At 61.4% G+C, this 23,839-nt stretch carries 26 protein-coding genes; 1 reads left to right on the top strand and 25 read right to left on the bottom strand.

Features of this window, described 5'->3' with window-relative positions:
• Positions 1-84 precede the first annotated feature (84 nt).
• The 22 genes from rplR to rpsL all read right to left on the bottom strand — a co-directional run bounded on the left by rplR (position 85) and on the right by rpsL (position 12,995).
• A complete protein-coding gene (gene rplR, locus ACZ48C_RS06400) occupies positions 85-447 on the bottom strand; it encodes a 50S ribosomal protein L18 (protein ID WP_119258421.1) in 363 nt (120 codons plus the stop codon).
• Positions 448-459: 12 nt separating this feature from the next.
• On the bottom strand, positions 460-993 hold the full coding sequence (rplF, locus tag ACZ48C_RS06395) for a 50S ribosomal protein L6 (protein WP_119258422.1): 534 nt from the start codon (positions 991-993) through the stop codon (positions 460-462).
• 42 nt (positions 994-1,035) lie between these two features.
• Positions 1,036-1,434, bottom strand: a complete 399-nt coding sequence (rpsH, locus tag ACZ48C_RS06390) for a 30S ribosomal protein S8 (RefSeq protein WP_064329860.1) — start codon at positions 1,432-1,434, stop codon at positions 1,036-1,038.
• 12 nt (positions 1,435-1,446) lie between these two features.
• Positions 1,447-1,752: a 30S ribosomal protein S14 gene (rpsN, locus tag ACZ48C_RS06385; RefSeq protein ID WP_119258423.1), complete on the bottom strand. Its 306-nt coding sequence runs from the start codon at positions 1,750-1,752 to the stop codon at positions 1,447-1,449.
• A gap of 34 nt (positions 1,753-1,786) precedes the next feature.
• Positions 1,787-2,344 carry a 50S ribosomal protein L5 gene (rplE, locus tag ACZ48C_RS06380; RefSeq protein ID WP_119258424.1) on the bottom strand — a complete coding sequence of 186 codons (558 nt, stop codon included), beginning with the start codon at positions 2,342-2,344 and terminating at the stop codon, positions 1,787-1,789.
• Entirely contained in the window at positions 2,337-2,648 is a 312-nt protein-coding gene (rplX, locus tag ACZ48C_RS06375) for a 50S ribosomal protein L24 (RefSeq protein WP_024270443.1), read from the bottom strand. Before rplX ends, rplE begins: the two co-directional genes overlap by 8 nt.
• Positions 2,649-2,660: 12 nt before the next feature.
• Positions 2,661-3,029: a 50S ribosomal protein L14 gene (rplN, locus tag ACZ48C_RS06370; protein ID WP_119258425.1), complete on the bottom strand. Its 369-nt coding sequence runs from the start codon at positions 3,027-3,029 to the stop codon at positions 2,661-2,663.
• A gap of 234 nt (positions 3,030-3,263) precedes the next feature.
• Positions 3,264-3,500, bottom strand: coding sequence for a 30S ribosomal protein S17 (gene rpsQ / locus ACZ48C_RS06365; RefSeq protein WP_119258426.1), 237 nt, complete (start codon positions 3,498-3,500; stop codon positions 3,264-3,266).
• A gap of 13 nt (positions 3,501-3,513) precedes the next feature.
• Positions 3,514-3,714, bottom strand: coding sequence for a 50S ribosomal protein L29 (rpmC, locus tag ACZ48C_RS06360; protein ID WP_119258427.1), 201 nt, complete (start codon positions 3,712-3,714; stop codon positions 3,514-3,516).
• Positions 3,715-3,726: 12 nt separating this feature from the next.
• Positions 3,727-4,140, bottom strand: coding sequence for a 50S ribosomal protein L16 (gene rplP / locus ACZ48C_RS06355; RefSeq protein WP_119258428.1), 414 nt, complete (start codon positions 4,138-4,140; stop codon positions 3,727-3,729).
• A gap of 38 nt (positions 4,141-4,178) precedes the next feature.
• Complete coding sequence (rpsC, locus tag ACZ48C_RS06350) at positions 4,179-4,910, bottom strand: 30S ribosomal protein S3 (RefSeq protein ID WP_064329856.1); 732 nt, start codon at positions 4,908-4,910, stop codon at positions 4,179-4,181.
• A complete protein-coding gene (gene rplV / locus ACZ48C_RS06345) occupies positions 4,910-5,299 on the bottom strand; it encodes a 50S ribosomal protein L22 (protein WP_023514179.1) in 390 nt (129 codons plus the stop codon). The genes rpsC and rplV overlap by 1 nt, the downstream gene beginning before the upstream one ends.
• Before the next feature lie 2 nt (positions 5,300-5,301).
• A complete protein-coding gene (gene rpsS / locus ACZ48C_RS06340; protein ID WP_023517272.1) occupies positions 5,302-5,580 on the bottom strand; it encodes a 30S ribosomal protein S19 in 279 nt (92 codons plus the stop codon).
• Between the two features lie 15 nt (positions 5,581-5,595).
• Positions 5,596-6,432, bottom strand: coding sequence for a 50S ribosomal protein L2 (rplB, locus tag ACZ48C_RS06335; protein WP_119258429.1), 837 nt, complete (start codon positions 6,430-6,432; stop codon positions 5,596-5,598).
• Between the two features lie 31 nt (positions 6,433-6,463).
• Positions 6,464-6,757 (bottom strand): 50S ribosomal protein L23, encoded by a 294-nt coding sequence (locus tag ACZ48C_RS06330; protein WP_117372286.1) that lies wholly within the window; start codon positions 6,755-6,757, stop codon positions 6,464-6,466.
• A complete protein-coding gene (rplD, locus tag ACZ48C_RS06325; protein WP_119258430.1) occupies positions 6,754-7,374 on the bottom strand; it encodes a 50S ribosomal protein L4 in 621 nt (206 codons plus the stop codon). The genes ACZ48C_RS06330 and rplD overlap by 4 nt, the downstream gene beginning before the upstream one ends.
• Before the next feature lie 12 nt (positions 7,375-7,386).
• Positions 7,387-8,070 (bottom strand): 50S ribosomal protein L3, encoded by a 684-nt coding sequence (rplC, locus tag ACZ48C_RS06320; protein ID WP_119258431.1) that lies wholly within the window; start codon positions 8,068-8,070, stop codon positions 7,387-7,389.
• Between the two features lie 158 nt (positions 8,071-8,228).
• Positions 8,229-8,537, bottom strand: coding sequence for a 30S ribosomal protein S10 (rpsJ, locus tag ACZ48C_RS06315; protein ID WP_003507767.1), 309 nt, complete (start codon positions 8,535-8,537; stop codon positions 8,229-8,231).
• Between the two features lie 188 nt (positions 8,538-8,725).
• Positions 8,726-9,901 (bottom strand): elongation factor Tu, encoded by a 1,176-nt coding sequence (gene tuf, locus ACZ48C_RS06310; RefSeq protein ID WP_318911422.1) that lies wholly within the window; start codon positions 9,899-9,901, stop codon positions 8,726-8,728.
• Positions 9,902-9,966: 65 nt separating this feature from the next.
• The gene (gene fusA, locus ACZ48C_RS06305) at positions 9,967-12,066 is read right to left on the bottom strand and encodes an elongation factor G (protein WP_119259249.1); all 2,100 of its coding nucleotides are present in this window, start codon (positions 12,064-12,066) and stop codon (positions 9,967-9,969) included.
• Between the two features lie 31 nt (positions 12,067-12,097).
• On the bottom strand, positions 12,098-12,568 hold the full coding sequence (gene rpsG, locus ACZ48C_RS06300) for a 30S ribosomal protein S7 (RefSeq protein WP_069059038.1): 471 nt from the start codon (positions 12,566-12,568) through the stop codon (positions 12,098-12,100).
• A gap of 55 nt (positions 12,569-12,623) precedes the next feature.
• A complete protein-coding gene (gene rpsL / locus ACZ48C_RS06295) occupies positions 12,624-12,995 on the bottom strand; it encodes a 30S ribosomal protein S12 (protein WP_022719193.1) in 372 nt (123 codons plus the stop codon).
• A 574-nt stretch (positions 12,996-13,569) separates the two neighbouring features.
• On the opposite strand from rpsL, the gene ACZ48C_RS06290 reads away from it, so the two are divergent.
• Complete coding sequence (locus ACZ48C_RS06290) at positions 13,570-13,866, top strand: transcriptional regulator (protein ID WP_119259250.1); 297 nt, start codon at positions 13,570-13,572, stop codon at positions 13,864-13,866.
• Between the two features lie 18 nt (positions 13,867-13,884).
• Here ACZ48C_RS06290 and ACZ48C_RS06285 read toward each other — a convergent pair whose 3' ends face one another.
• The 3 genes from ACZ48C_RS06285 to rpoB all read right to left on the bottom strand — a co-directional run bounded on the left by ACZ48C_RS06285 (position 13,885) and on the right by rpoB (position 23,601).
• Entirely contained in the window at positions 13,885-14,934 is a 1,050-nt protein-coding gene (locus tag ACZ48C_RS06285; protein ID WP_464782517.1) for a cytochrome-c peroxidase, read from the bottom strand.
• A 158-nt stretch (positions 14,935-15,092) separates the two neighbouring features.
• Complete coding sequence (gene rpoC, locus ACZ48C_RS06280; RefSeq protein WP_119259252.1) at positions 15,093-19,304, bottom strand: DNA-directed RNA polymerase subunit beta'; 4,212 nt, start codon at positions 19,302-19,304, stop codon at positions 15,093-15,095.
• Between the two features lie 157 nt (positions 19,305-19,461).
• Positions 19,462-23,601, bottom strand: coding sequence for a DNA-directed RNA polymerase subunit beta (rpoB, locus tag ACZ48C_RS06275; RefSeq protein ID WP_119259253.1), 4,140 nt, complete (start codon positions 23,599-23,601; stop codon positions 19,462-19,464).
• Positions 23,602-23,839: the final 238 nt, after the last annotated feature.

Here is a 23,839-nt window from a genome sequence, read left to right as displayed (position 1 = left end):
TTGACGAAAGTCGCCTCCATTTCAGGAATGGAAGCGACCAATACCCTGAGCTGGTCGGCGGGCGCCGGAGCGCCCGACCGAAGATCAGAAGTTCAGACCACCTTCACGGGCTGCGTCGGCAAGAGCCTTGACGCGGCCGTGATAGAGGAAGGCGCCACGGTCGAAGACGACGTCCTTGACGCCGGCCTTGACTGCGCGCTCGGCAATGAGCTTGCCGACGGCAGCGGCTGCTGCCGTGTCGGCGCCCGTCTTCAGCGACGAACGCAGATCGGTGTCGAGCGTCGAAGCGGCGGCAAGGGTCTTGCCGGCCACGTCGTCGATGACCTGTACGTAGATGTTCTTCGACGAGCGATGAACCGACAGGCGCGGACGGCCGTTGGCGACCGCCTTGATGGAACGGCGCACGCGGTTGGCGCGGCGCACGAGAGCTTCTTTAGTGCTAGCCATTTCGCGTGATCCTTACTTCTTCTTGCCTTCCTTGCGGACGATGCGTTCTTCCGCATACTTGACGCCCTTGCCCTTGTAGGGCTCGGGGCCACGGTATTCGCGGATTTCCGCAGCGACCTGGCCGACCTGCTGCTTGCTGATGCCGGTGACGATGATTTCGGTCGGCTTCGGAACAGCGATCGTGATGCCTTCCGGCGTCTGGTAGACGACGTCGTGGCTGAAACCGAGGGCCAGCTGCAGGTTCTTGCCCTGCATGGAGGCGCGGTAGCCGACGCCGTTGATTTCGAGCTTGCGCTCGTAACCGTCCTTCACGCCCTTGAAGATGCCTTCGATCATCGTGCGGGACATGCCCCACTTCGAACGCGCATCCTTGGACTGGTTGACCGGCTGAACGACAACGGCGTTGTCTTCGAGCTTGACCGAAACTTCGTCATTGGCGACGAAGAACAGTTCGCCCTTCGGGCCCTTGGCGGTAACCTTCTGACCGTCGACGGTCGCGGTGACACCAGCGGGAACCGGAACGGGCTTCTTACCGATACGAGACATTGTTTTATCCTGTCTGTTCGTTATGGAGATCCCTGCCCTGTCTTAGAAGACAGAGCAAAGAATCTCGCCACCAACGTTCTGTTCGCGTGCCTGGTGATCGGCCATCACGCCCTTCGGGGTCGAAAGGATGGTGATGCCGAGGCCGTTCGCGACCTGCGGAATGGACTTTACCGAGACATAGACCCGGCGGCCCGGCTTGGAGACGCGGTCGATCTTGCGGATCACCGATGCGCCTTCGTAGTACTTGAGTTCGATGTTCAGCTCGGCCTTGCCGTTGCCGAATTCGACTTCGGAGTATCCGCGGATGTAGCCTTCAGCCTGAAGAACATCCAGAACGCGAGCGCGCAGCTTGGAAGCCGGCGTGGAAACGCTCGACTTGCGGCGTGCGGCGCCGTTGCGGATACGGGTGAGCATATCGCCCAGGGGATCAGTCATTGCCATGTACCCGTCTCCTTACCAGCTCGACTTGACGATGCCCGGCACCTTGCCGAGATTGCCCAGTTCGCGAAGCGCAATACGCGACATCTTGAGTTTGCGATAGAAAGCGCGCGGACGGCCCGTGACTTCGCAACGGTTGCGAATGCGGGTCTTGGAGCCATTGCGCGGCATTTCGGCAAGCTTCAGGGTTGCCTTGAAGCGCTCTTCGATCGGAAGAGACTGGTTCATGATGACCGCCTTGAGAGCGGCGCGCTTGGAAGCCTGGCTGGCGACAAGCTTGCGGCGACGGTTATTCTTTTCTACTGCGCTGGTTTTAGCCATAACAGTTATCCTTCTTTACGCTTGTCGTTACGGGTCAGGCGCGGAACGGGAAGTTGAACTCTTTCAGAAGAGCCCGTGCTTCGTCGTCCGTCTTTGCCGTCGTGCAAACGATGATGTCCATGCCCCACATCTGATCAACCTTGTCGTAGTTGATCTCAGGGAACACAATGTGCTCCTTGACGCCCATGGCGAAGTTGCCACGGCCATCGAAGGACTTCGGGTTCAGACCACGGAAGTCGCGTACGCGGGGCAGCGCGATGTTCACGAGGCGATCCAGAAATTCATACATGCGGGCGCCGCGCAGGGTGACCTTCGCGCCGATCGGCATGCCTTCACGGACCTTGAAGCCCGCGATGGAGTTGCGGGCGCGCGTGATGACCGGCTTCTGGCCGGAGATCGCTGCGAGGTCGGCAGCTGCAACGGTGGGCTTCTTGGAGTCCGCCGTGGCTTCGCCTACGCCCATGTTGATGACGATCTTGTCGAGACGCGGAATCTGCATCTCGTTGGCGAAGGAGAACTGCTCCTGAAGCGCCTTGCGGATACGCTCGACGTATTCCTTCTTGAGGCGCGGCTCATACTTGGTGTCAGCCATCGATCGACACTCCCGAACGCTTTGCTACACGAACCTTCTTGTCGCCCTCGACCTTGAAACCGACGCGGGTCGGCTTGCCGTCCTTGGGGTCGGCGATCGCGATGTTCGACAGATGGATCGAAGCTTCCTTGGTGATGATGCCGGCTTCCTGGGTCTGGGTCTGGCGCTGGTGACGCTTCACCAGGTTGATACCCTTGACGACCGCACGGTCTTCCTTCGGCATGACCTGAACGACTTCACCGGTACGGCCCTTGTCCTTGCCGGTGAGTACGACGACCTTGTCGCCTTTACGAATCTTTTGCATAGCCATCGCTCCTTAGAGTACTTCGGGAGCCAGCGAGATGATCTTCATGTGGTTCTTGGCGCGAAGTTCGCGCGGAACCGGTCCGAAGATACGGGTGCCGATCGGCTCTTTCTTGTTGTCGATCAGGACAGCGGCGTTGCTGTCGAAACGAATGACGCTGCCGTCGGCGCGACGGATGTCCTTGGCGGTGCGTACGACGACCGCCTTCATCACGTCACCCTTCTTCACGCGGCCGCGCGGGATGGCTTCCTTGATCGAGACGACGATAATGTCGCCGACCGAAGCGTACTTGCGCTTGGAGCCGCCCAGCACCTTGATGCACATGACACGACGTGCGCCGGAATTATCCGCGACGTCGAGGTTAGTCTGCATCTGAATCATGTCAGGTCGCCTTCTTGTTTTACCGGACCGGTTGGGTGTTAGCCCCCTGTTCCAGCTTATGGAAATTCATGTTTTCGCGCGGGATGGTGTGTTGCCAGGGTGGTTTCCCTTCGGCGAACCGACGGACCTTCCGTGCGCTCAAAGCAAAAGAACGCTCGCGATTCCGAGCGTCCTTGCGCTGCTTCATACAGATTTCCGCGCCAGACGCAAGGGCCTGGCGCAAAATCCGATGATTTAAGCCTGGGCCGATACGACGGTCCAGCGCTTGTCCTTGGAGATCGGTGCACATTCCTGGATGGAAACGACATCGCCGACCTTGTACTGGTTGGTCTCGTCATGCGCCTTGTACTTCTTCGACCGGCGAACGGTCTTCTGAAGCAGCGGGTGGGCAAAACGGCGCTCGACGCGGACGACAACGGTCTTGTCGTTCTTGTCGCTGACTACGGTGCCCTGCAGAATGCGTTTCGGCATATTTTTCTGGTCCTTAGGCCTTGGCTTCTGCCGCCTTCTGGCGGGCAATGGTCTTGACGCGCGCGATGTCCTTACGGACTTCGTTGATACGCGAGGTCTTTTCAAGCTGGCCGGTGGCCTTCTGGAAGCGCAGGTTGAACTGCTCTTTCTTCAGCTTGGCAAGCTCGTCGTTGAGCTGGTCGGCGCTGAGCGCCCGGACGTCTGCGGCTTTCATCGCTCTCGCTCCTTACTCTGCAATGCGCTGTACGAAGCGCGTCTTGACCGAGAGCTTGGCCGAGCCGAGGCGAAGCGCTTCACGCGCGATTTCCTCGGAAACGCCGTCGATCTCGAACATCATACGGCCGGGCTTGACCTTGGCTGCCCAGTATTCGACCGAACCCTTACCCTTACCCATGCGGACTTCCGTGGGCTTCGCGGTAACCGGGGTGTCGGGGAACACGCGGATCCACACACGGCCGGCACGCTTCATGTAACGGGTGATCGCGCGGCGAGCCGCTTCGATCTCGCGAGCGTTCACGCGGTTCGGTTCCTGAGCCTTCAAGCCGAACTCGCCGAAGGCGAGCTCGGAGCCGCCCTTGGCGACACCCTTGATGCGGCCCTTGAACTGCTTGCGGTACTTGGTACGCTTTGGCTGCAACATTTTTTTACTTCTCCGATATTGGCTGCCAAACGCGACTGTTACGCGTTTTCACGACGACGGTCGCCGCGATCGCCGCGTTCACGGCTTGCGGGACCCTGGCTGTCACTTTCGCTGGCGCGACGCTCAGAGGCCATCGGGTCGTGCTCAAGGATTTCGCCCTTGAAGATCCAGACCTTGATGCCGCAGATGCCGAATGCGGTTTCGGCTTCAGCCGTACCGTAGTCGATGTCTGCACGCAGCGTGTGAAGCGGAACGCGACCTTCGCGGTACCATTCCGTACGGGCGATTTCCGCACCGCCGAGACGGCCGGCGCAGGTGATCTTGATGCCTTCGGCGCCAAGACGCATGGCCGACTGAACGGCGCGCTTCATCGCACGGCGGAAGGCCACGCGGCGCTCGAGCTGCTGGGCGATCGACTGAGCGACCAGCGTTGCGTCGACTTCCGGCTTGCGCACTTCAACGATGTTGAGGTGCGTTTCGGAATTCGTCATCTCGGAAAGCTTCTTGCGGAGCTTCTCGATGTCCGCGCCCTTCTTGCCGATGATCAGACCCGGGCGAGCCGAGTGGATCGTGACGCGGCACTTCTTGTGCGGGCGCTCGATGACGACCTTGGCGATACCGGCCTGCTTCAGCTCGTCCTGTACGAACTTGCGGATCTTCAGGTCTTCGTGGAGCAGCTGGCCGTATTCGGCGTTGTCGGCGAACCAACGGCTGTCCCAGGTACGGTTGATGCCGAGGCGGAAACCGATCGGATTAATCTTCTGGCCCATTATGCGGCCTCCCCTTTGGCTTCGACTTCACGGACGACGATCGTCAGATGCGAGAAAGGCTTCTCGATCCGCGATGCACGGCCGCGGCCACGAGCGGCAAAGCGCTTCATGACAATCGACTTGCCGACATAGGCCTCAGCGACGATCAGCGAATCGACGTCGAGGTCGTGGTTGTTTTCTGCGTTGGCGATCGCGGACTCGAGAGTCTTCTTGACCGTCTCGGCGCTACGCTTGCGCGAGAACTCGAGCTCGGCGAGAGCGCGGTCCACCTTCTTGCCGCGGATGAGCGCAGCAAGCAGGTTGAGCTTCTGGGGGCTGACGCGGATCGTGCGCGCGATAGCCTGCGCCTCGTTATCCTTCAGCCGACGTTCGGCTTTAGCCTTACCCATCGTTACTTCCTCTTCGCCTTCTTGTCCGCGCCGTGACCGTAGTAGGTCCGCGTCGGAGCGAATTCACCAAACTTGTGGCCGACCATGTCTTCGTTGACGGCCACCGGGATGTGCTTGCTGCCGTTGTAGACACCGAAGGTGAGACCTACGAACTGCGGCAGGATCGTGGAGCGACGGCTCCAGATCTTGATTACTTCGCTGCGACCGCCTTCACGAACCTTCTCAGCCTTCTTGAGAAGATAGCCGTCAACAAACGGGCCTTTCCATACTGAACGAGCCATTCCTGACTACCTCTCTTACTTCTTCTTCAAGTGGCGCGAGCGCATGATGAACTTGTCCGTGGACTTGTTCGAACGGGTACGCTTGCCCTTGGTCGGCTTGCCCCACGGGGATACCGGATGACGGCCACCGGAGGTGCGGCCTTCACCACCGCCGTGCGGGTGGTCGACCGGGTTCATGACGACACCGCGGTTATGCGGGGTCTTGCCGCGCCAGCGGGTGCGACCGGCCTTGCCGTCGTTGATGTTGCCGTGGTCCGGGTTGGATACGGCGCCGATCGTTGCGAGGCAGGACGCGTGAACCAGGCGCTGTTCGCCCGAGTTCAGGCGAAGGATCGCCATGCCCTGGTCGCGGCCGACGAGCTGGACGAACGTGCCGGCGGAGCGGGCGATCTGGCCGCCCTTGCCCGGCTTCATTTCGACGTTGTGAACGATCGAGCCGACCGGGATGTACTGCAGCGGCATGGTGTTGCCGGGCTTGACGTCAACGGCCTTGTCGGACGCGATGACCTTGTCGCCGGCTGCCAGGCGCTGCGGAGCCAGGATGTAGGCCTGCTCGCCGTCGGGGTAGCTCACCAGAGCGATGAACGCCGTACGGTTCGGGTCGTACTCCAGACGCTCGACCGTGCCCTCGACGTCGAACTTGCGACGCTTGAAGTCGATGAGACGGTAGGTGCGCTTGTGACCGCCGCCGATGAAGCGGGCGGTGATGCGGCCGAGGTTGTTACGACCGCCGCTCTTGGAGAGACCTTCGGTCAGAGCCTTGACGGGCTTGCCCTTGTAAAGGCCCGACCGGTCGACGATGACCAGCTGACGCTGGCTCGGAGTGGTCGGATTGAAGTGTTTCAATGCCATTTTCTTGTTTCCCTTTTAGCCGACTGCCCGATTAGAGCCCGGTGGAGACGTCGATGGACTGACCGTCAGCGAGCGTGACGATAGCCTTCTTGACATCTCCCTGCCGGCCGGCGAAGCCGCGGAAACGCTTTACCTTGCCCTTGCGGACGAGCGTGTTCACAGCCGTGACCTTGACGCCGAAGAGTGCTTCGACCGCAGCCTTGATTTCAGGCTTGGAGGCACGCTTGGCAACGTTGAAGACGATCTGGTTGTTTTCGGATACCAGCGTCGACTTTTCGGTGATCGAAGGAGATACGATCACATCGTAGTGGCGAAGATCCGTCATTTGAACCGCTCCTCGAGGGCTTCTACAGCAGCCTTGGAGAGCACGAGCTTGCCGCGGCGCAGAATGTCGTAAACATTGATACCCTGGATCGGCAGGACATCCACGTTCGGGATGTTGCGCGCTGCGAGCTTGAAGTTGCCGTCAAGTTCAGCGCCGCCGATGAAGAGGGCATTGGTGAGGCCGAGCGAAGCGAATGCGCCGGCCAGAGCCTTCGTCTTTGCTTCTGCAGCAACGAGATCATCGATGATGATGACGTCGTCAGCCTTGATCTTGGCCGAGAGGGCGTGACGCAGGCCGAGCGCGCGAACCTGCTTGGGCAGGTCGTGGGCGTGGCTGCGGGATACCGGGCCGTGAGCCTTGGCACCGCCGCGGAACTGCGGAGCGCGAGCCGAATGGTGACGAGCGCGGCCCGTACCCTTCTGCTTGTACATCTTCGAGCCGGTGCGAGCGACTTCGCCGCGGGTCAGCGACTGGTGCGTGCCCTGCTGCTTCTTGGCGAGCTGCCAGCGGATGACGCGGGCAATGATGTCTTCGCGCGGCTCGAGGCCGAAGATCGCGTCGGAGAGGGAGACCTTGCCGGCGTCCTTCCCGTCGAGGGTCGTGACTTTGAGATCCATGATCAGGCTCCCTTACTTGGCTGCGGCGCGCACGGCGGCCGGACGCGGAGCGTCTGCCGGGGTGCCGGACTTGACGGCGTCACGAACGACGATCCAGGCGCCCTTGGAGCCCGGGACTGCGCCCTTGACGAGGATGAGACCGCGCTCTTCGTCGGTGGAGACGACTTCGAGGTTCTGGGTGGTGACGCGCGTCTGGCCCATGTGACCAGCCATGCGCTTGCCCTTCCAGACCTTGCCCGGGTCCTGGTTGTTACCCGTCGAACCGTGCGAGCGGTGCGAAACGGAAACGCCGTGCGTTGCACGAAGGCCGCCGAAGTTGTGGCGCTTCATGGCACCGGCGAAACCCTTACCGATCGTGGTGCCGGTAACGTCGACGAGCTGGCCGGCGACGAAATGGCTGGCGGTGAGTTCCGCGCCGATCTCGATGAGGTTGTCTTCCGAAACGCGGAACTCGACGAGCTTGGCCTTCGGCTCGACGCTTGCAGCGGCGAACTGGCCGCGCAGCGCCTTTGCCGTGTTCTTCACCTTGGAAGAGCCGGCGCCGAGCTGAACAGCCGTGTAGCCGTTCTTGTCCTGCGTACGCTGGGCAACGACCTGGACGTTGTCCAGTCGCAATACTGTTACCGGGATGTGCTCACCTGCGTCATTATAGACGCGAGTCATCCCTACTTTCTGTGCAATCACACCTGAACGCATGGTTCAATCCTCTTAGAAGTCCTGGCGGGATCGTGACGTCCCGTCATGCCTCTTGGTTTAAGGATTCCACTCGGGCTCGAAGGCCGTCGGGTTTCCCGTTTTTAGAAGACGTCGGCTTTCGCCACGTACCTTCCTTGTTATTCGGCTTGCGCCAGGACTTAGAGCTTGATCTCTACGTCCACACCGGCCGCAAGATCGAGCTTCATAAGAGCATCGACCGTCTGCGGCGTCGGATCTACGATGTCGAGCAGGCGCTTGTGGGTGCGCATCTCGAACTGTTCACGGCTCTTCTTGTCAACGTGGGGCGAACGGTTGACCGTGAACTTTTCAATACGGGTCGGGAGAGGAACGGGGCCGCGGACGCTTGCGCCGGTACGCTTTGCCGTCGACACGATTTCACGCGTGGAGGCATCAAGGATCCGGTGGTCAAACGCCTTGAGGCGGATGCGGATGTTCTGGCCGTTCATACGACTTTTCCTTAGTTCGTTATCCGCGCGATTCTCTTGGGGAATGCGCTTTTTTGATTCTGGCGCTTCCCATAAAGGAAGGCGCACGAAAACACAATGCCGAAAGGCCAGTCCGCTAAATTATCAAAGACCGGAGGGGCAGGATGCGATCCTGCCCTTCCTATTTCAGCGGCCTGAAGCCTTAAGACTTACTCGACGATCGAGGCGACGATGCCGGCGCCGACGGTACGGCCGCCTTCGCGGATAGCGAAGCGCAGCTTTTCTTCCATCGCGATCGGAACGATCAGCTCGACGTCAACCGTCACGTTGTCGCCCGGCATGACCATTTCCGTGCCTTCCGGAAGCGTCACGATGCCCGTGACGTCCGTCGTGCGGAAGTAGAACTGCGGACGGTAGTTCGTGAAGAACGGCGTATGACGGCCGCCTTCTTCCTTCGTCAGGATGTAGGCTTCGGCCTTGAACTTCTTGTGCGGCTTGACCGAACCCGGCTTGCACAGGATCTGGCCACGCTCGACGCCGTCACGGTTCACACCACGCAGCAGCGCACCGATGTTGTCGCCGGCCTGGCCCTGGTCGAGCAGCTTGCGGAACATTTCAACGCCCGTGCAGGTCGTCTTCGTCGTCGGACGGATGCCGACGATCTCGATTTCCTCACCGACCTTGACGATGCCGCGCTCGACGCGACCGGTCACGACCGTACCACGGCCCGAGATCGAGAACACGTCTTCGATCGGCATCAGGAAGGGCTGGTCGATCGGACGTTCCGGGGTCGGGATGTAGTCGTCGACAGCGGCCATCAGGGCGCGGATCGCGTCTTCGCCGATTTCCTTGTTCGAGTCTTCCAGGGCGGCAAGAGCCGAGCCCTTGACGATCGGAATGTCGTCGCCCGGGAATTCGTAGGACGACAGCAGTTCGCGAACTTCCAGCTCGACGAGCTCGAGAAGCTCGGCGTCGTCGACCTGGTCGACCTTGTTGAGGAACACGACGATCGCCGGAACGCCGACCTGACGGGCGAGCAGGATGTGCTCGCGGGTCTGCGGCATCGGGCCGTCGGCAGCCGAGACGACGAGGATCGCGCCGTCCATCTGGGCAGCACCGGTGATCATGTTCTTGACGTAGTCGGCGTGGCCGGGGCAGTCGACGTGCGCGTAGTGACGGTTGGCCGTCTCATACTCGACGTGCGCCGTCGAGATGGTGATGCCGCGGGCCTTTTCTTCCGGAGCAGCGTCGATCTGGTCGTACGCCTTGAACTCGCCGAAGTACTTCGTGATCGCTGCAGTCGTCGACGTCTTGCCATGGTCAACGTGGCCGATCGTGCCGATGTTTACGTGAGGCTTGTTGCGCTCAAACTTACCTTTTGCCATTTCCGGCTCTCCGTTCCTGATCCCCGAAGGGAAATTCGTTCAAAACTTTAAGGGGGATACCCCGGTCACTTCTGACCGGAGTACTTTGCCTGGATTTCCTGTGCGACGTTCGACGGAACCGGCGCGTAATGGTCGAAGACCATCGAGTACTGGGCGCGGCCCTGCGACATGGAGCGCAGGTTGTCGACGTACTTGAACATGTTCGCCAGCGGCACATGGGCGGAGATCACGACGGCGATGCCGCGCGATTCCTGGCCCTGGATCTGGCCACGGCGGGAGTTCAGGTCGCCGATGACGTCGCCGACATAGTCTTCCGGCGTCACGACTTCGACCTTCATCATCGGCTCCAGGAGCTGGGCGCCGGCTTCGCGGGATGCTTCACGGAAGCAGGCACGCGATGCGATTTCGAAGGCGAGGACCGAGGAGTCGACGTCGTGGAAGGCGCCGTCGATGAGCGTCGCCTTGACGCCGAGCATCGGGAAGCCTGCGAGCGGACCCGAAGACAGAACGCTTTCGATACCCTTCTGAACGCCCGGGATGTATTCCTTCGGAACAGCACCGCCGACGATCTTGGATTCGAAGACGAAATCTTCGCCATCCGGGTTCGGTTCGAAGACGAGCTTCACGCGGGCGAACTGGCCGGTACCACCGGTCTGCTTCTTGTGCGTGTAGTCCTTCTCGGTCTTGCGCGTGATCGTCTCACGGTAAGCAACCTGCGGAGCGCCGACATTGGCTTCGACCTTGAACTCGCGACGCATGCGGTCGACGATGATGTCGAGGTGAAGTTCGCCCATGCCTGCGATGATCGTCTGGCCGGACTCTTCGTCGGTCTTGACGCGGAAGGACGGGTCTTCGGCGGCCAGGCGGTTCAGGGCGAGGCCCATCTTTTCCTGGTCGTTCTTCGTCTTCGGCTCGATGGCGATCTGGATAACCGGTTCCGGGAATTCCATGCGCTCGAGGATGACCGGCTTGAGCGGATCGCAGAGCGTGTCGCCCGTCGTCGTGTCCTTGAGGCCGGCGAGAGCAACGATGTCGCCTGCGAAGGCTTCTTCGATGTCTTCACGCGAGTTGGAGTGCATCTGAAGCATACGGCCGACGCGCTCGCGCTTGTCCTTGACCGTGTTCATGACGGACGTGCCCTTTTCGAGCTTGCCCGAGTAGATGCGAGCGAAGGTCAGCGAACCGACGAAGGGGTCGTTCATGATCTTGAACGCGAGCATGGAGAGCGGCTCGGCGTCATCGGCGTGACGCTCGATCTCGGCTTCCGTCTTCACGTCGATGCCCTTGATCGCCGGGATATCGATCGGCGACGGCAGGAAGTCGACGACGGCGTCGAGAAGCGGCTGAACGCCCTTGTTCTTGAACGCGGTACCGCAATAGACCGGGTGGAACTTCACGTCGATCGTGCCGCGGCGAACGAGTTCGCGGATCTTGTCGTTGTCCGGGTAGTTACCTTCGAGATAGGCTTCCATCGCGGCTTCGTCGACTTCGACGACGGTCTCGATGAGCTTCTCGCGGTATTCCTCGGCCTTTTCCTTCAGGTCTTCCGGGATCTCGACGACGTCCCACTGTGCGCCGAGCGATTCGTCGCGCCAGATGAGAGCGTTCATCTCGATCAGGTCGATGACGCCCTTGAACTCGGTCTCGGCGCCGATCGGCAGCTGCATGGCGACCGGGATCGCACCGAGGCGCGACTTGATCATGTCAAGGCAGCGGTAGAAGTCAGCGCCGGTCTTGTCCATCTTGTTGCAGAAGATCATGCGCGGAACATGATACTTCTCGGCCTGACGCCAGACGGTTTCCGTCTGCGGCTCAACGCCGGCGTTGGAGTCGAGCAGCGCGATGGCGCCGTCGAGAACGCGCAGCGAACGCTCGACTTCGATGGTGAAGTCGACGTGGCCGGGGGTGTCGATGATGTTGAAGCGGCGAGCCTTGCCGTCACGGCCCTTCCAGAAGGTCGTGGTGGCAGCGGACGTGATGGTGATGCCGCGCTCCTGCTCCTGCTCCATCCAGTCCATCGTCGACGCGCCGTCGTGGGTCTCGCCGATCTTGTGGTTCTTACCGGTGTAGTACAGGATACGCTCGGTCGTCGTGGTCTTGCCGGCGTCGATGTGCGCCATGATACCGAAGTTGCGGTAGTCTTCGATTTTATATTCGCGAGCCATCTGGGACTCCTTTCGAGACGTCTAGTTTCGGTTACCAGCGGTAGTGCGAGAATGCACGGTTGGCGTCAGCCATCTTGTGCGTGTCTTCGCGCTTCTTGACGGCGCTGCCGCGGTTGTTCGCTGCGTCCATGAGTTCGCCGGAGAGGCGCTCGACCATGGTCGTTTCGTTACGCTTGCGGGCAGCGGCAATCAGCCAGCGGATAGCCAGAGCCTGACGGCGCTCCGGACGAACGTCGACCGGAACCTGGTAGGTCGCACCGCCGACGCGACGCGAGCGCACTTCGACGTGCGGCGCGACGTTGTCGAGAGCCGAATGGAAAACCGTCACCGGATCCTGCTTGGCCTTGCCCTGCACGACATCGAAGGCGCCGTAAACGATCGTTTCGGCGACGGACTTCTTGCCGTCCAGCATGATGGCGTTCATGAACTTGGTGACTACGAGGTCGCCGAACTTCGGGTCCGGGTTGATCTCGCGCTTTTCTGCTCTATGGCGACGGGACATACTTTTCGTCTTTCTTCAAAAGGTTCCGACCAGCGAAATGGCGCCGGTTACTGTATTATTTCGGACGCTTCGCGCCGTACTTGGAGCGGCGCTGCTTGCGGTTCTTGACGCCCTGGGTGTCGAGAACGCCGCGGATGATGTGGTAGCGCACGCCCGGAAGGTCCTTTACGCGGCCGCCACGGATCATGACGACAGAGTGTTCCTGCAGGTTGTGGCCTTCGCCCGGGATGTAGCCGATGACTTCGAAGCCATTGGTCAGGCGGATCTTGGCGACCTTACGCAGAGCCGAGTTCGGCTTCTTCGGGGTCGTCGTGTAGACGCGGGTGCAAACGCCGCGCTTCTGGGGGTTTTCCTGCAGAGCAGGAACCTTGTTGCGCTTTACCGACGCCTGGCGCGGCTTGCGGATCAACTGGTTTACGGTAGGCATATAACCATCCCTTGCAAATCTAGTCTCGTTACCCTTGCGGGCGGATAAATCGTCACCCTCACGGGCGAGTCCATGGCCACACGCGTGTTCATGCGCAATAAAAGGCCAATCCGCCTCTAGCGGATGACCTCATTAGGCAGAGGACGCGCTATAACCGCGTCATGCGTGCAGCATTCATGTTCTCAACGTGCGTCGAGCCCTGTTTGAGGCGAACTTCAGAACGAGTCATTCCGAACCAGCCAGCCTCACATAGGCTCTGATGGCGTGCGGAATACTGACTAAAGGGCGAAAGGTCAAGGGGCGGCGCTAAAGAATCCCGGGAGCGGATGGCTGACCCGCCTGAAAAGCAGGGCTTCAAGCCCCTGCCCTGCGCCGTTTCGACGGCTCCCTGAGCCCGGCAGCCTTCGCAGGCGAACATTAAGAAAGCATGAAGACGGAATCAACCGGAAAGAGTCGGCGGGACGCTCACCGATTCCCTTTCCGCTCTTTTGGAAGCAGCGGCGATTTTGCGTTTGGGTCCTGCCGCCCTACCCTTTATAGAACGAGCACAACCCGATCCCGAAAGGAGCCCGCCATGGCGTCAGACGCCGACAACGACAACAGCACGCTCGAGGAGCCGATGGTCTTCATCATCATCGGCAAGGCCTATGAGCGCGAGGGCGACGAGGGCATCGACATCCACGTCATGCTGCGTGCGCCCGACGACGACACCGCCGTACGCGAGGCGCTGAACGCGCTTTCGGAGGAAGGCTTCCTCGAGGCAGACCTCGACCAGATCGGCACGCTGACCGGCGAGCCCGAGGAAGAGCCGCACGCCTCCGCCTACAAGGGCGCCCTCGAAGGGGAAGTGGCGATCATCCGCTTCGCGTGACGACCGCCACCCCGTCGCCTACTTGACTTCGCCGCTCGGCAGGGGCGTATCGCCCGTCTCTGCCGGCAGCACCGGATAGACCACTTCAGGCATGCGCCCTTCCAGCGAACCGAGGAAGGCGACGATGCGGTCGACTTCCGTCTCCGACAGGTCCTCGCCGAGTTGCGAGGTGCCCATAATGGCCACGGCCTGCCTCAGGTTCCATACCTTGCCCGAATGGAAGTACGGCGCCGTCAGCGTGACGTTGCGCAGCGGCGCGGCGCGGAAGACGTAGGAATCGTCCGCCGTCGCCGTCACCGCGAAGCGGCCCTTGTCGTTCTCCGGCAGGACTTCCGAACCGGGCTTCTCGATCAGGCCGAACGGATAGTAGCCGTTACCGCCGATATTGATGCCGCTGTGACAGGAGGCGCAGCCCTTGTCCATGAAGAGCGCGAGCCCCTCCTTCTGCTCCGCGGTCATCGCGCCGTCGTCGCCGTTGAGATAGGCGTCGAACGGCGCCGGCGTGATCAGCGTCGCCTCGAAGGCCTCAATGGCCTTGGCCATGTTGTCGAAGGTCACGGGATCGGCCTCGCCCGGGAAGGCGGCCTTGAACCAGTCGACATATTTCGGCATCGACTTCAGCGTCGCGACGACCTGGGCCGGCGTGTTCGCCATCTCGACTCCGGCCTGGATCGGCCCCTTGGCCTGCGCCTTCAGGTCTTCCGCCCGGCCATCCCAGAACTGCGCCTCGTTGAAGACCGCGTTCAGGGCGGTCGGCGAGTTGCGCGGCCCCTTCTGCCAGCCGTGGCCGATCGACGTTTCGAGGTTGTCGTCGCCGCCGGTCGCCAGGTTGTGACAGGAATTGCACGAGAAGACGCCCGAGGCCGACAGCCGCGGATCGAAGAACAGAGCCTTGCCGAGGTCGATCTTCTCCTTCGTGATGGGATTGTCGTTGACCGCCGGATAGGTCGACGGCAGGGGCTTGAAGATGTCGAGCGCCGTCGCGCGCAGATCGGCCGGAACCGGATCGGCGGCAAAGGCCACGGTCGCGATGACCGTCGCGGCCACAGTCGCCAGCAGGAATTTCATGGCTACCTCCATTCGTTGGGATACGAATGGACTTTAGAACCGCTCCAAACTGAGCGATTGCGCCAGATCAAACCGCCCTCGCCTGTCCTTGCGCATAAACAAAAGGCCGCCCGAAATATTTCGGGCGGCCTTTTCATTCGTCAAAAGAGCGGCAGCGCTTACTCGGCTGCGGCGCCTTCGCCGCCGGCGAGGTCCGCCAGCATCGGGGTCGCGACGCCAGCGCCGGTCGACTTGCGGCGCTCGTCGAGAATCATCTCGTCGCGGGCCGTCGCGATGCGGCGGATCTGGGTCATGGTGCCACCGGTACCGGCCGGGATGAGGCGGCCGACGATGACGTTCTCCTTGAGGCCCTGCAGGCCATCGGTCTTGCCGGCGATCGCAGCTTCCGTGAGGACCTTGGTGGTCTCCTGGAACGAAGCGGCCGAGATGAACGACGGGGTCTGCAGCGACGCCTTGGTGATACCGAGAAGGACAGGCTCGCCGTAAGCCGGCTTCTTGCCTTCCTCGATCAGGGCGTCGTTGACGTCTTCCAGCTCGATGCGGTCGATGTTGTCGCCGACAATGTACGTCGAGTCGCCGGCATCCGTGATCTCGACCTTCTGCAGCATCTGGCGAACGATCACCTCGATGTGCTTGTCGTTGATCACAACGCCCTGCAGTCGGTAGACTTCCTGGATTTCGTTCACGAGGTAGGAAGCGAGTGCTTCCACGCCCTTGATCGCCAGGATGTCGTGCGGCGCGGGGTTACCGTCGAGGATGTAGTCACCCTTTTCGATATAGTCGCCGTCCTGAAGGTGGAAGGGCTTGCCCTTCGGGATCAGGTACTCGACCGGCTCGACACCGTCTTCCGCCGGCTCGATCATCACGCGACGCTTGTTCTTGTAGTCGCGGCCGAAGCGGACGGTACCATCGATCTCAGCGATGATGGCGTGGTCCTTCGGACGACGGGCCTCGAACAGTTCGGCAACGCGCGGCAGACCGCCGGTGATGTCCTTGGTCTTGGCGCTTTCCAGCGGCGAGCGGGCAAGAACGTCACCCTGGGAGACCTTCTGGCCCGGCTCGACCGAAAGGATCGCGTCGACCGAGAGCATGAAGCGGGCTTCACCACCACGGGACAGCTTGGCGACAGCGCCGCTCTTGTCCTTGATGACGATGGCCGGCTTCAGGTCCGTACCGCGCGGCGTCGAGCGCCAGTCGATGACCGAACGCTTGGTGATGCCGGTGGATTCGTCGGTCGTTTCCAGAACCGAGATACCGTCGACGACGTCTTCGAAGTGAACCGTACCTTCCACTTCCGTCATCATCGGACGGGTGTAGGGGTCCCACTCGGCGAGACGCTGGCCGCGCTTCACCTTGTCGCCGTCATCGACGAAGATCTTCGAACCGTAAGCGACGCGCTGCGCGGAACGCTCGACACCACGCTCGTCGAGGATGGTGATCGCCATGTTGCGGCCCATCGCGACGAGTGCGCCGTCGGAGTTGCGCAGCATGTTGCGGTTCTTGATCTGCACCGTGCCTTCATACGAGGCTTCCAGGAACGACTGGTCGACCACGGTCGCCGTGCCGCCAAGGTGGAAGGTACGCATGGTGAGCTGGGTGCCCGGTTCACCGATCGACTGAGCCGCGATGACGCCCACGGCTTCGCCCATGTTGACGGGCGTGCCGCGTGCAAGGTCGCGACCGTAGCAGACGCCGCAGACGCCGGTCTGGATTTCGCAGGTCAGCGCCGAGCGGATGCGGATCGACTGGATGCCGGCCTTCTCGATCTCGACGACATCGGCCTCGAGGATCATCTTGCCGGCATCGACGATGCGCTCACCCGTGACCGGATGATCGATGTCGTCCAGGGCCGTACGGCCGAGAACGCGGGTGCCGATGGAAGCCACGACCTGGCCGGCGTCGACGATCGCCGTCATCGTGAGGCCCTTGTCGGTGCCGCAGTCGACATGCGTGACGATGCAATCCTGCGCGACGTCGACGAGACGGCGGGTCAGGTAACCGGAGTTCGCGGTCTTCAAGGCGGTGTCTGCCAGACCCTTACGGGCGCCGTGCGTCGAGTTGAAGTACTCGTTCACGGTCAGGCCTTCCTTGAAGTTCGAGATGATCGGCGTTTCGATGATCTCGCCCGACGGCTTGGCCATGAGGCCGCGCATGCCGCCCAGCTGGCGCATCTGGTTCGGAGAACCGCGGGCGCCCGAGTGGGACATCATGTAGATCGCGTTCATCGGCTTCTGGCGACCGGTTTCCGGGTCGAACTCGACGGCCTTGATGCGGGCCATCATGTCCTCGGCAACCTTTTCGGTCGCCTTGCCCCAGGCGTCGACGACCTTGTTGTACTTCTCGCCCTGAGTGATCAGGCCGTCGTTGTACTGCTGCTCGTATTCCTTGACCAGGTTTTCGGTGTCACCGACGATCTTCACCTTGCTGTCCGGAATGACCATGTCGTCCTTGCCGAACGAGATGCCGGCGCGGCAGGCATGGCTGAAGCCGAGCTGCATGATGCGGTCGCAGAAGATGACCGTGTCCTTCTGGCCGCAATGGCGGTAGACCGTGTCGATCATCTTGGAGATGTTCTTCTTGGTCATTTCCTGGTTGCAGATGTCGAACGGGATATTGCCGTTCTTCGGCAGCAGTTCGCCGATGATCATGCGGCCGGGCGTCGTCTCGTAGATCTTCGTGTACGGCTTGCCGTCGGCATCGACCGACTTGTAGCGGCCACGGATCTTCGCGTGCAGCGTGACGACCTTGTTTTCCAGAGCGTGGTGCAGTTCGCCCATGTCGGAGAAGGCCATGCCTTCGCCCGGCTCGTTCTGGTTCTGGATCGACAGATAGTAGAGGCCGAGAACCATGTCCTGCGAGGGAACGATGATCGGTGCGCCGTTGGCCGGGTGCAGGATGTTGTTCGTCGACATCATGAGCACGCGCGCTTCAAGCTGGGCTTCCAGCGAGAGCGGGACGTGGACGGCCATCTGGTCGCCGTCGAAGTCGGCGTTGAAGGCCGTGCAGACGAGCGGGTGCAGCTGGATGGCCTTGCCTTCGACCAGGATCGGTTCGAAGGCCTGGATGCCCAGGCGGTGCAGCGTCGGTGCGCGGTTCAGGAGAACCGGATGCTCGCGGATGACCTCATCGAGGATATCCCAGACTTCCGGCTTTTCCTTTTCGACGAGCTTCTTGGCCTGCTTGACGGTCGAGGAGAAACCCTTCGCGTCGAGGCGGGCGTAGATGAACGGCTTGAACAGCTCGAGCGCCATCTTCTTCGGCAGGCCGCACTGGTGCAGCTTGAGTTCCGGACCCGTCACGATGACCGAACGGCCGGAATAGTCGACGCGCTTGCCGAGCAGGTTCTGGCGGAAGCGGCCCTGCTTGCCCTTGAGCATGTCGGACAGCGACTTCAAGGGCCTCTTGTTGGCGCCCGTGATGACGCGGCCGCGGCGGCCGTTGTCGAACAGGGCGTCAACCGATTCCTGAAGCATGCGCTTCTCGTTGCGGATGATGATGCCCGGTGCGCGCAGCTCGATGAGGCGCTTCAGACGGTTATTACGGTTGATGACGCGGCGATAGAGATCGTTGAGGTCCGACGTCGCGAAGCGGCCGCCGTCCAGCGGAACCAGCGGGCGCAGGTCGGGCGGGATCACCGGAACGACCTTCATGATCATCCATTCCGGGCGGTTGCCGGATTCCATGAAGTTCTCGACGATCTTCAGGCGCTTCATCAGCTTCTTCTGCTTCAGGTCCGACGTGGTGTCGGCCAGATCAGAACGAAGGTCGCCGGCGATCTTCTCGAGGTTCATCGAGGCGAGCATCTCGTAGATGGCCTCGGCGCCGATCATCGCCGTGAACTGGTCTTCACCATATTCATCGACGGCGATCATGTATTCTTCTTCGGAAAGAAGCTGGTTTTCCTTGAGCGCGGTCAGGCCCGGCTCCGTCACGATGTAGTTCTCGAAATAGAGAACGCGCTCGACATCCTTGAGGGTCATGTCGAGGAGCGTGGCGATGCGCGAGGGCAGCGACTTCAGGAACCAGATGTGGGCGACGGGCGCGGCGAGCTCGATATGGCCCATGCGCTCGCGGCGAACGCGCGACAGCGTGACTTCGACGCCGCACTTTTCGCAGATGATGCCCTTGTACTTCATGCGCTTGTACTTGCCGCACAGGCACTCGTAGTCCTTGATCGGGCCAAAGATGCGCGCGCAGAAGAGACCGTCGCGTTCCGGCTTGAACGTGCGGTAGTTGATCGTTTCCGGCTTCTTGATCTCGCCATACGACCAGGAAAGGATCTTTTCCGGAGACGCGATCGAAATACGGATGGAGTCGAACGTCTGCGCAGGCACCTGCGGGTTGAAAAGGTTCATGACCTCTTGGTTCATGCCTATCTCCTTCGTGGGCCAGTGGCCCTCTGCTTAGCAGTCAATTGCGGCGATACCCGGGTGCCGCAAGACTGCCTGAAACGGATGAGCCGCCCCTGCCCGACCGGGCCGAGGCGGTAACGGTGCGCGCCTTGAGGCGCGCACCGGATCATCAGGCTTATTCCGCCGCGTCGGGAAGCTGGCCGGCTTCCGCAGCAGGATCGACCTTCGAGTTCTCGAGTTCGACCGACAGACCGAGCGAGCGCATTTCCTTGACGAGAACGTTGAAGCTCTCCGGAATGCCCGCCTCGAACGTGTCGTCGCCACGCACGATCGCCTCGTACACCTTGGTGCGGCCCGCGACGTCGTCCGACTTCACGGTCAGCATTTCCTGCAGCGTGTAGGCGGCGCCGTAGGCTTCGAGCGCCCAGACCTCCATTTCCCCGAAGCGCTGGCCGCCGAACTGCGCCTTGCCGCCCAGCGGCTGCTGGGTAACGAGCGAGTACGGGCCGATCGAACGGGCGTGGATCTTGTCGTCCACGAGGTGGTTCAGCTTGATCATGTACATGTAGCCGACGGTGACCTGGCGGTCGAAGGCTTCGCCCGTACGGCCGTCGTAGAGAACCGACTGACCGGACGAGGCAAGACCTGCGCGCTCCAGCATGCCGGCGACGTCGGGCTCGTGCGCACCGTCGAAGACCGGGGTTGCGATGGAGACGCCCTTGCGGGACTGCTCGGCAAGCTTGACCAGGGCATCGTCGTCGAAGTGAGCGACTTCGTCCTTGGCTTCGCTCTCGTAGACTTCCGTCAGCTCGCGCTTCAGGTCCGAGATGTCCATGGTCTTGCGATACTCGTCGAGCAGCTCGCCGATCTTCTTGCCCATGCCGGCGCAAGCCCATGCGAGGTGCGTTTCGAGGATCTGGCCGACGTTCATGCGCGAAGGCACGCCCAGCGGGTTCAAGCAGATGTCGACATGCGTACCGTCTTCGAGGAACGGCATGTCCTCGATCGGCAGGATGCGCGAGACGACGCCCTTGTTGCCGTGACGGCCGGCCATCTTGTCGCCCGGCTGGATCTTGCGCTTCACAGCGACGAAGACCTTGACCATCTTCATGACGCCCGGAGGCATTTCGTCGCCGCGCTGGACCTTCTCGACCTTGTCCATGAAGCGCTGTTCAAGGCGCGACTTGGATTCGTCGTACTGGCCGCGGAGGGCTTCGATCTCGCCCTGGACCTTCTCGTCCTCGACGGCGAACATCCACCACTGCGAGCGGGGATATTCGGAGACGACGGCGTTCGACAGCTCGGTGCCCTTCTTGAAGGACTTCGGGCCGGCGACGGCGACGTGACCGCGCAGCATGTCGATCAGACGGCCGTAAACGTTACGGTCGAGGATCGCCTGCTCGTCGTCACGGTCCTTCGCAAGACGCTCGATCTCTTCACGCTCGATCGCCATCGCGCGTTCGTCCTTCTCCACGCCGTGGCGGTTGAAGACGCGAACTTCGACGACCGTGCCGAAGGTGCCGGGCGGCATGCGCATGGAGGTGTCGCGAACGTCGGAAGCCTTTTCACCGAAGATGGCGCGCAGGAGCTTTTCTTCCGGCGTCATCGGGCTTTCGCCCTTCGGGGTGATCTTGCCGACCAGGATGTCGCCCGGCTGAACCTCTGCGCCGATGTAAACGATACCGGCTTCGTCGAGGTTCTTCAGCGCTTCTTCCGAGACGTTCGGAATGTCGCGCGTGATTTCTTCCGGACCCAGCTTGGTGTCGCGGGCCATGACTTCGAATTCCTCGATATGGATCGAGGTGAACACGTCGTCGGAGACGATGCGTTCGGACATCAGGATCGAGTCTTCGTAGTTGTAGCCGTTCCACGGCATGAACGCGACGAGCGCGTTGCGGCCGAGCGCGAGGTCGCCGAGGTCGGTCGACGGACCGTCCGCGATGATGTCGCCCTTGTTCAGAACGTCGCCGACGGCGACCAGCGGGCGCTGGTTGACGCAGGTGTTCTGGTTGGAACGCTGGAACTTCTGCAGACGGTAGATATCGACGCCCGACTTCGACGGATCGAGGTCTTCGGTGGCGCGGATAACGATACGGGTCGCGTCGACCTGATCGACGACGCCGCCGCGGCGGGCCGCGATGGCGGCGCCCGAGTCACGGGCGACGACCGGCTCCATGCCGGTGCCGACGAACGGGGCTTCCGCACGCAGGAGCGGCACGGCCTGACGCTGCATGTTCGAACCCATGAGCGCGCGGTTGGCGTCGTCGTTCTCGAGGAACGGAATGAGCGCCGCCGCGACCGAAACAAGCTGCTTCGGCGAAACGTCCATGAGGTTGATCTGGTCGCGCGGGGCGAGCATGACTTCGCCGGCGTGACGGCAGACGACGAACTCTTCAGCGAAGGAGTTGTCGGCTTCGAGCACCGAGTTGGCCTGGGCGACGTGGTACTTGGCCTCTTCCATTGCGGAGAGGTAGACCACGTCCGTCGTGACCTTGCCGTCGACGATCTTGCGGTACGGGCTTTCGATGAAGCCGTACTTGTTGACGCGGGCGAAGGTCGCGAGCGAGTTGATCAGACCGATGTTCGGGCCTTCCGGCGTTTCGATCGGGCAGATACGGCCGTAATGGGTCGGATGAACGTCGCGGACTTCAAAGCCAGCGCGCTCGCGGGTCAGACCACCCGGGCCAAGAGCCGAAAGACGGCGCTTGTGGGTGATTTCCGAAAGCGGGTTCACCTGGTCCATGAACTGCGAGAGCTGCGAGGAACCGAAGAATTCACGAACGGCTGCGGCTGCAGGCTTCGCGTTAATCAGGTCCTGCGGCATGACCGTGTCGATCTCGATCGAGGACATGCGTTCCTTGATCGCGCGCTCCATGCGGAGCAGGCCGAGACGGTACTGGTTCTCCATCAGTTCGCCGACAGAGCGGACGCGACGGTTGCCGAGGTTGTCGATGTCGTCGATCTCGCCCTTGCCGTCGCGCAGTTCGACCAGCATCTTCACGACGGCAAGGATGTCTTCCTTGCGCAGCGTGCGGACCGTGTCGGCGACGTCGAGGTCGAGGCGCATGTTCATCTTCACGCGGCCGACGGCGGAGAGGTCGTAACGCTCCGCATCGAAGAACAGCGTGTTGAACATGGCTTCGGCCGAATCCATGGTCGGCGGTTCACCCGGACGCATGACGCGGTAGATGTCGAACAGAGCGTCCTGACGGTTCTCGTTCTTGTCTGCCGAAAGCGTGTTGCGGATGTAGGCGCCGACATTGATGTGGTCGATGTCGAGAACCGGAATCTCGTCGAAACCGGCCGACAGGATGACCGGCAGGGTCTTCTCGTCGATTTCGTCGCCGGCTTCCAGGTAGATCTCGCCCGTGCTGTAGTTGACGACGTCTTCAGCGAGGTAGTTGCCGTAGAGGTCTTCGTCGGTCGCCTTGAGGGCCTTGAGGCCCTTTTCGGAGAGCGAGCGCAGCAGGCGCGGGGTCAGCTTCTTGCCGATCTCCACGACCACTTCACCCGTGTCGGCGTCGATCATGTCCGCGACGGCCTTCTGGCCCTTCAGCGCGTCGGGATTGAACGGCACGCGCCAGCCTTCGCCGTCGCGCTGGTAGAGCGACTTCGTGTAGAAGGTCGACAGGATTTCTTCGCCGTCCATGCCGAGAGCCATGAGCAGCGACGTGACGGGGATCTTGCGGCGGCGGTCGATGCGCGCATGCACGATGTCCTTGGCGTCGAACTCGATGTCGAGCCAGGAACCGCGATACGGGATGACGCGGGCGGCGAAGAGCAGCTTGCCGGAAGAATGGCTCTTGCCCTTGTCGTGGTCGAAGAACACGCCCGGCGAACGGTGCATCTGGGAAACGATGACGCGCTCGGTGCCGTTGACGATGAACGTGCCGTTGTCGGTCATGAGCGGCATGTCGCCCATGTAGACGTTCTGTTCCTTGATGTCCTTGATCGACTTGGCGCCCGTATCCTCGTCGATATCGAACACGATGAGGCGCAGCGTCACCTTGAGGGGCGCTGCGTAGGTCAGGTCACGTTGGCGGCATTCCTCGACGTCGAACTTCGGCTGTTCGAATTCGTAGGAGACGAATTCGAGCATGGAAGCGCCGGAGAAGTCCGTGATCGGGAAAACCGACTTGAAAACGGCCTGAAGGCCCTCGTCCGGACGACCGCCGGCGGGCTCTTCAACCATCAGGAATTGATCATAAGACGCCTTCTGAACCTCGATGAGGTTCGGCATTTCAGCGACTTCGGGGATTTTACCAAAAAACTTGCGTACGCGCCTACGACCGTTAAACGAAAGGGTCTGAGCCATCGTCGCTCCTTCAAATTTGCATCCGGGCCTGCAACGGACGGGGTTCGCTGGCCAGTCGATCCCGTCGACCAATGGGTTGGTTCAAACTCGTCTTTCTGCCGGTTGACGGGCCGGATTGCCCAATCTTGCGGTGAAGACCATCCTCTTGAAGAACCCATTACCCAAAAGCCGTTTTTGCGGCTTTTGGGTAATCAGTTCAGCGGAAAGGACCAATGGGAGAGGGTCGAAACCCTCTCCC

Source organism: Shinella sp. 1A1 (assembly GCF_055379515.1).
The sequence above is the reverse complement of the archived record's forward strand: the minus strand, read 5'-3'. Positions and strand labels throughout refer to the sequence as shown.

Coding starts and splice junctions, on each gene's coding strand:
- rplR (WP_119258421.1), bottom strand. CDS start 447: ATGGCTAGCACTAAAGAAGCTCTCGTGCGCCGCGCCAACCGCGTGCGC.
- rplF (WP_119258422.1), bottom strand. CDS start 993: ATGTCTCGTATCGGTAAGAAGCCCGTTCCGGTTCCCGCTGGTGTCACC.
- rpsH (WP_064329860.1), bottom strand. CDS start 1,434: ATGGCAATGACTGATCCCCTGGGCGATATGCTCACCCGTATCCGCAAC.
- rpsN (WP_119258423.1), bottom strand. CDS start 1,752: ATGGCTAAAACCAGCGCAGTAGAAAAGAATAACCGTCGCCGCAAGCTT.
- rplE (WP_119258424.1), bottom strand. CDS start 2,344: ATGGCTGACACCAAGTATGAGCCGCGCCTCAAGAAGGAATACGTCGAG.
- rplX (WP_024270443.1), bottom strand. CDS start 2,648: ATGCAAAAGATTCGTAAAGGCGACAAGGTCGTCGTACTCACCGGCAAG.
- rplN (WP_119258425.1), bottom strand. CDS start 3,029: ATGATTCAGATGCAGACTAACCTCGACGTCGCGGATAATTCCGGCGCA.
- rpsQ (WP_119258426.1), bottom strand. CDS start 3,500: ATGCCGAAACGCATTCTGCAGGGCACCGTAGTCAGCGACAAGAACGAC.
- rpmC (WP_119258427.1), bottom strand. CDS start 3,714: ATGAAAGCCGCAGACGTCCGGGCGCTCAGCGCCGACCAGCTCAACGAC.
- rplP (WP_119258428.1), bottom strand. CDS start 4,140: ATGTTGCAGCCAAAGCGTACCAAGTACCGCAAGCAGTTCAAGGGCCGC.
- rpsC (WP_064329856.1), bottom strand. CDS start 4,910: ATGGGCCAGAAGATTAATCCGATCGGTTTCCGCCTCGGCATCAACCGT.
- rplV (WP_023514179.1), bottom strand. CDS start 5,299: ATGGGTAAGGCTAAAGCCGAACGTCGGCTGAAGGATAACGAGGCGCAG.
- rpsS (WP_023517272.1), bottom strand. CDS start 5,580: ATGGCTCGTTCAGTATGGAAAGGCCCGTTTGTTGACGGCTATCTTCTC.
- rplB (WP_119258429.1), bottom strand. CDS start 6,432: ATGGCATTGAAACACTTCAATCCGACCACTCCGAGCCAGCGTCAGCTG.
- ACZ48C_RS06330 (WP_117372286.1), bottom strand. CDS start 6,757: ATGACGGATCTTCGCCACTACGATGTGATCGTATCTCCTTCGATCACC.
- rplD (WP_119258430.1), bottom strand. CDS start 7,374: ATGGATCTCAAAGTCACGACCCTCGACGGGAAGGACGCCGGCAAGGTC.
- rplC (WP_119258431.1), bottom strand. CDS start 8,070: ATGCGTTCAGGTGTGATTGCACAGAAAGTAGGGATGACTCGCGTCTAT.
- rpsJ (WP_003507767.1), bottom strand. CDS start 8,537: ATGAACGGCCAGAACATCCGCATCCGCCTCAAGGCGTTTGACCACCGG.
- tuf (WP_318911422.1), bottom strand. CDS start 9,901: ATGGCAAAAGGTAAGTTTGAGCGCAACAAGCCTCACGTAAACATCGGC.
- fusA (WP_119259249.1), bottom strand. CDS start 12,066: ATGGCTCGCGAATATAAAATCGAAGACTACCGCAACTTCGGTATCATG.
- rpsG (WP_069059038.1), bottom strand. CDS start 12,568: ATGTCCCGTCGCCATAGAGCAGAAAAGCGCGAGATCAACCCGGACCCG.
- rpsL (WP_022719193.1), bottom strand. CDS start 12,995: ATGCCTACCGTAAACCAGTTGATCCGCAAGCCGCGCCAGGCGTCGGTA.
- ACZ48C_RS06290 (WP_119259250.1), top strand. CDS start 13,570: ATGGCGTCAGACGCCGACAACGACAACAGCACGCTCGAGGAGCCGATG.
- ACZ48C_RS06285 (WP_464782517.1), bottom strand. CDS start 14,934: ATGAAATTCCTGCTGGCGACTGTGGCCGCGACGGTCATCGCGACCGTG.
- rpoC (WP_119259252.1), bottom strand. CDS start 19,304: ATGAACCAAGAGGTCATGAACCTTTTCAACCCGCAGGTGCCTGCGCAG.
- rpoB (WP_119259253.1), bottom strand. CDS start 23,601: ATGGCTCAGACCCTTTCGTTTAACGGTCGTAGGCGCGTACGCAAGTTT.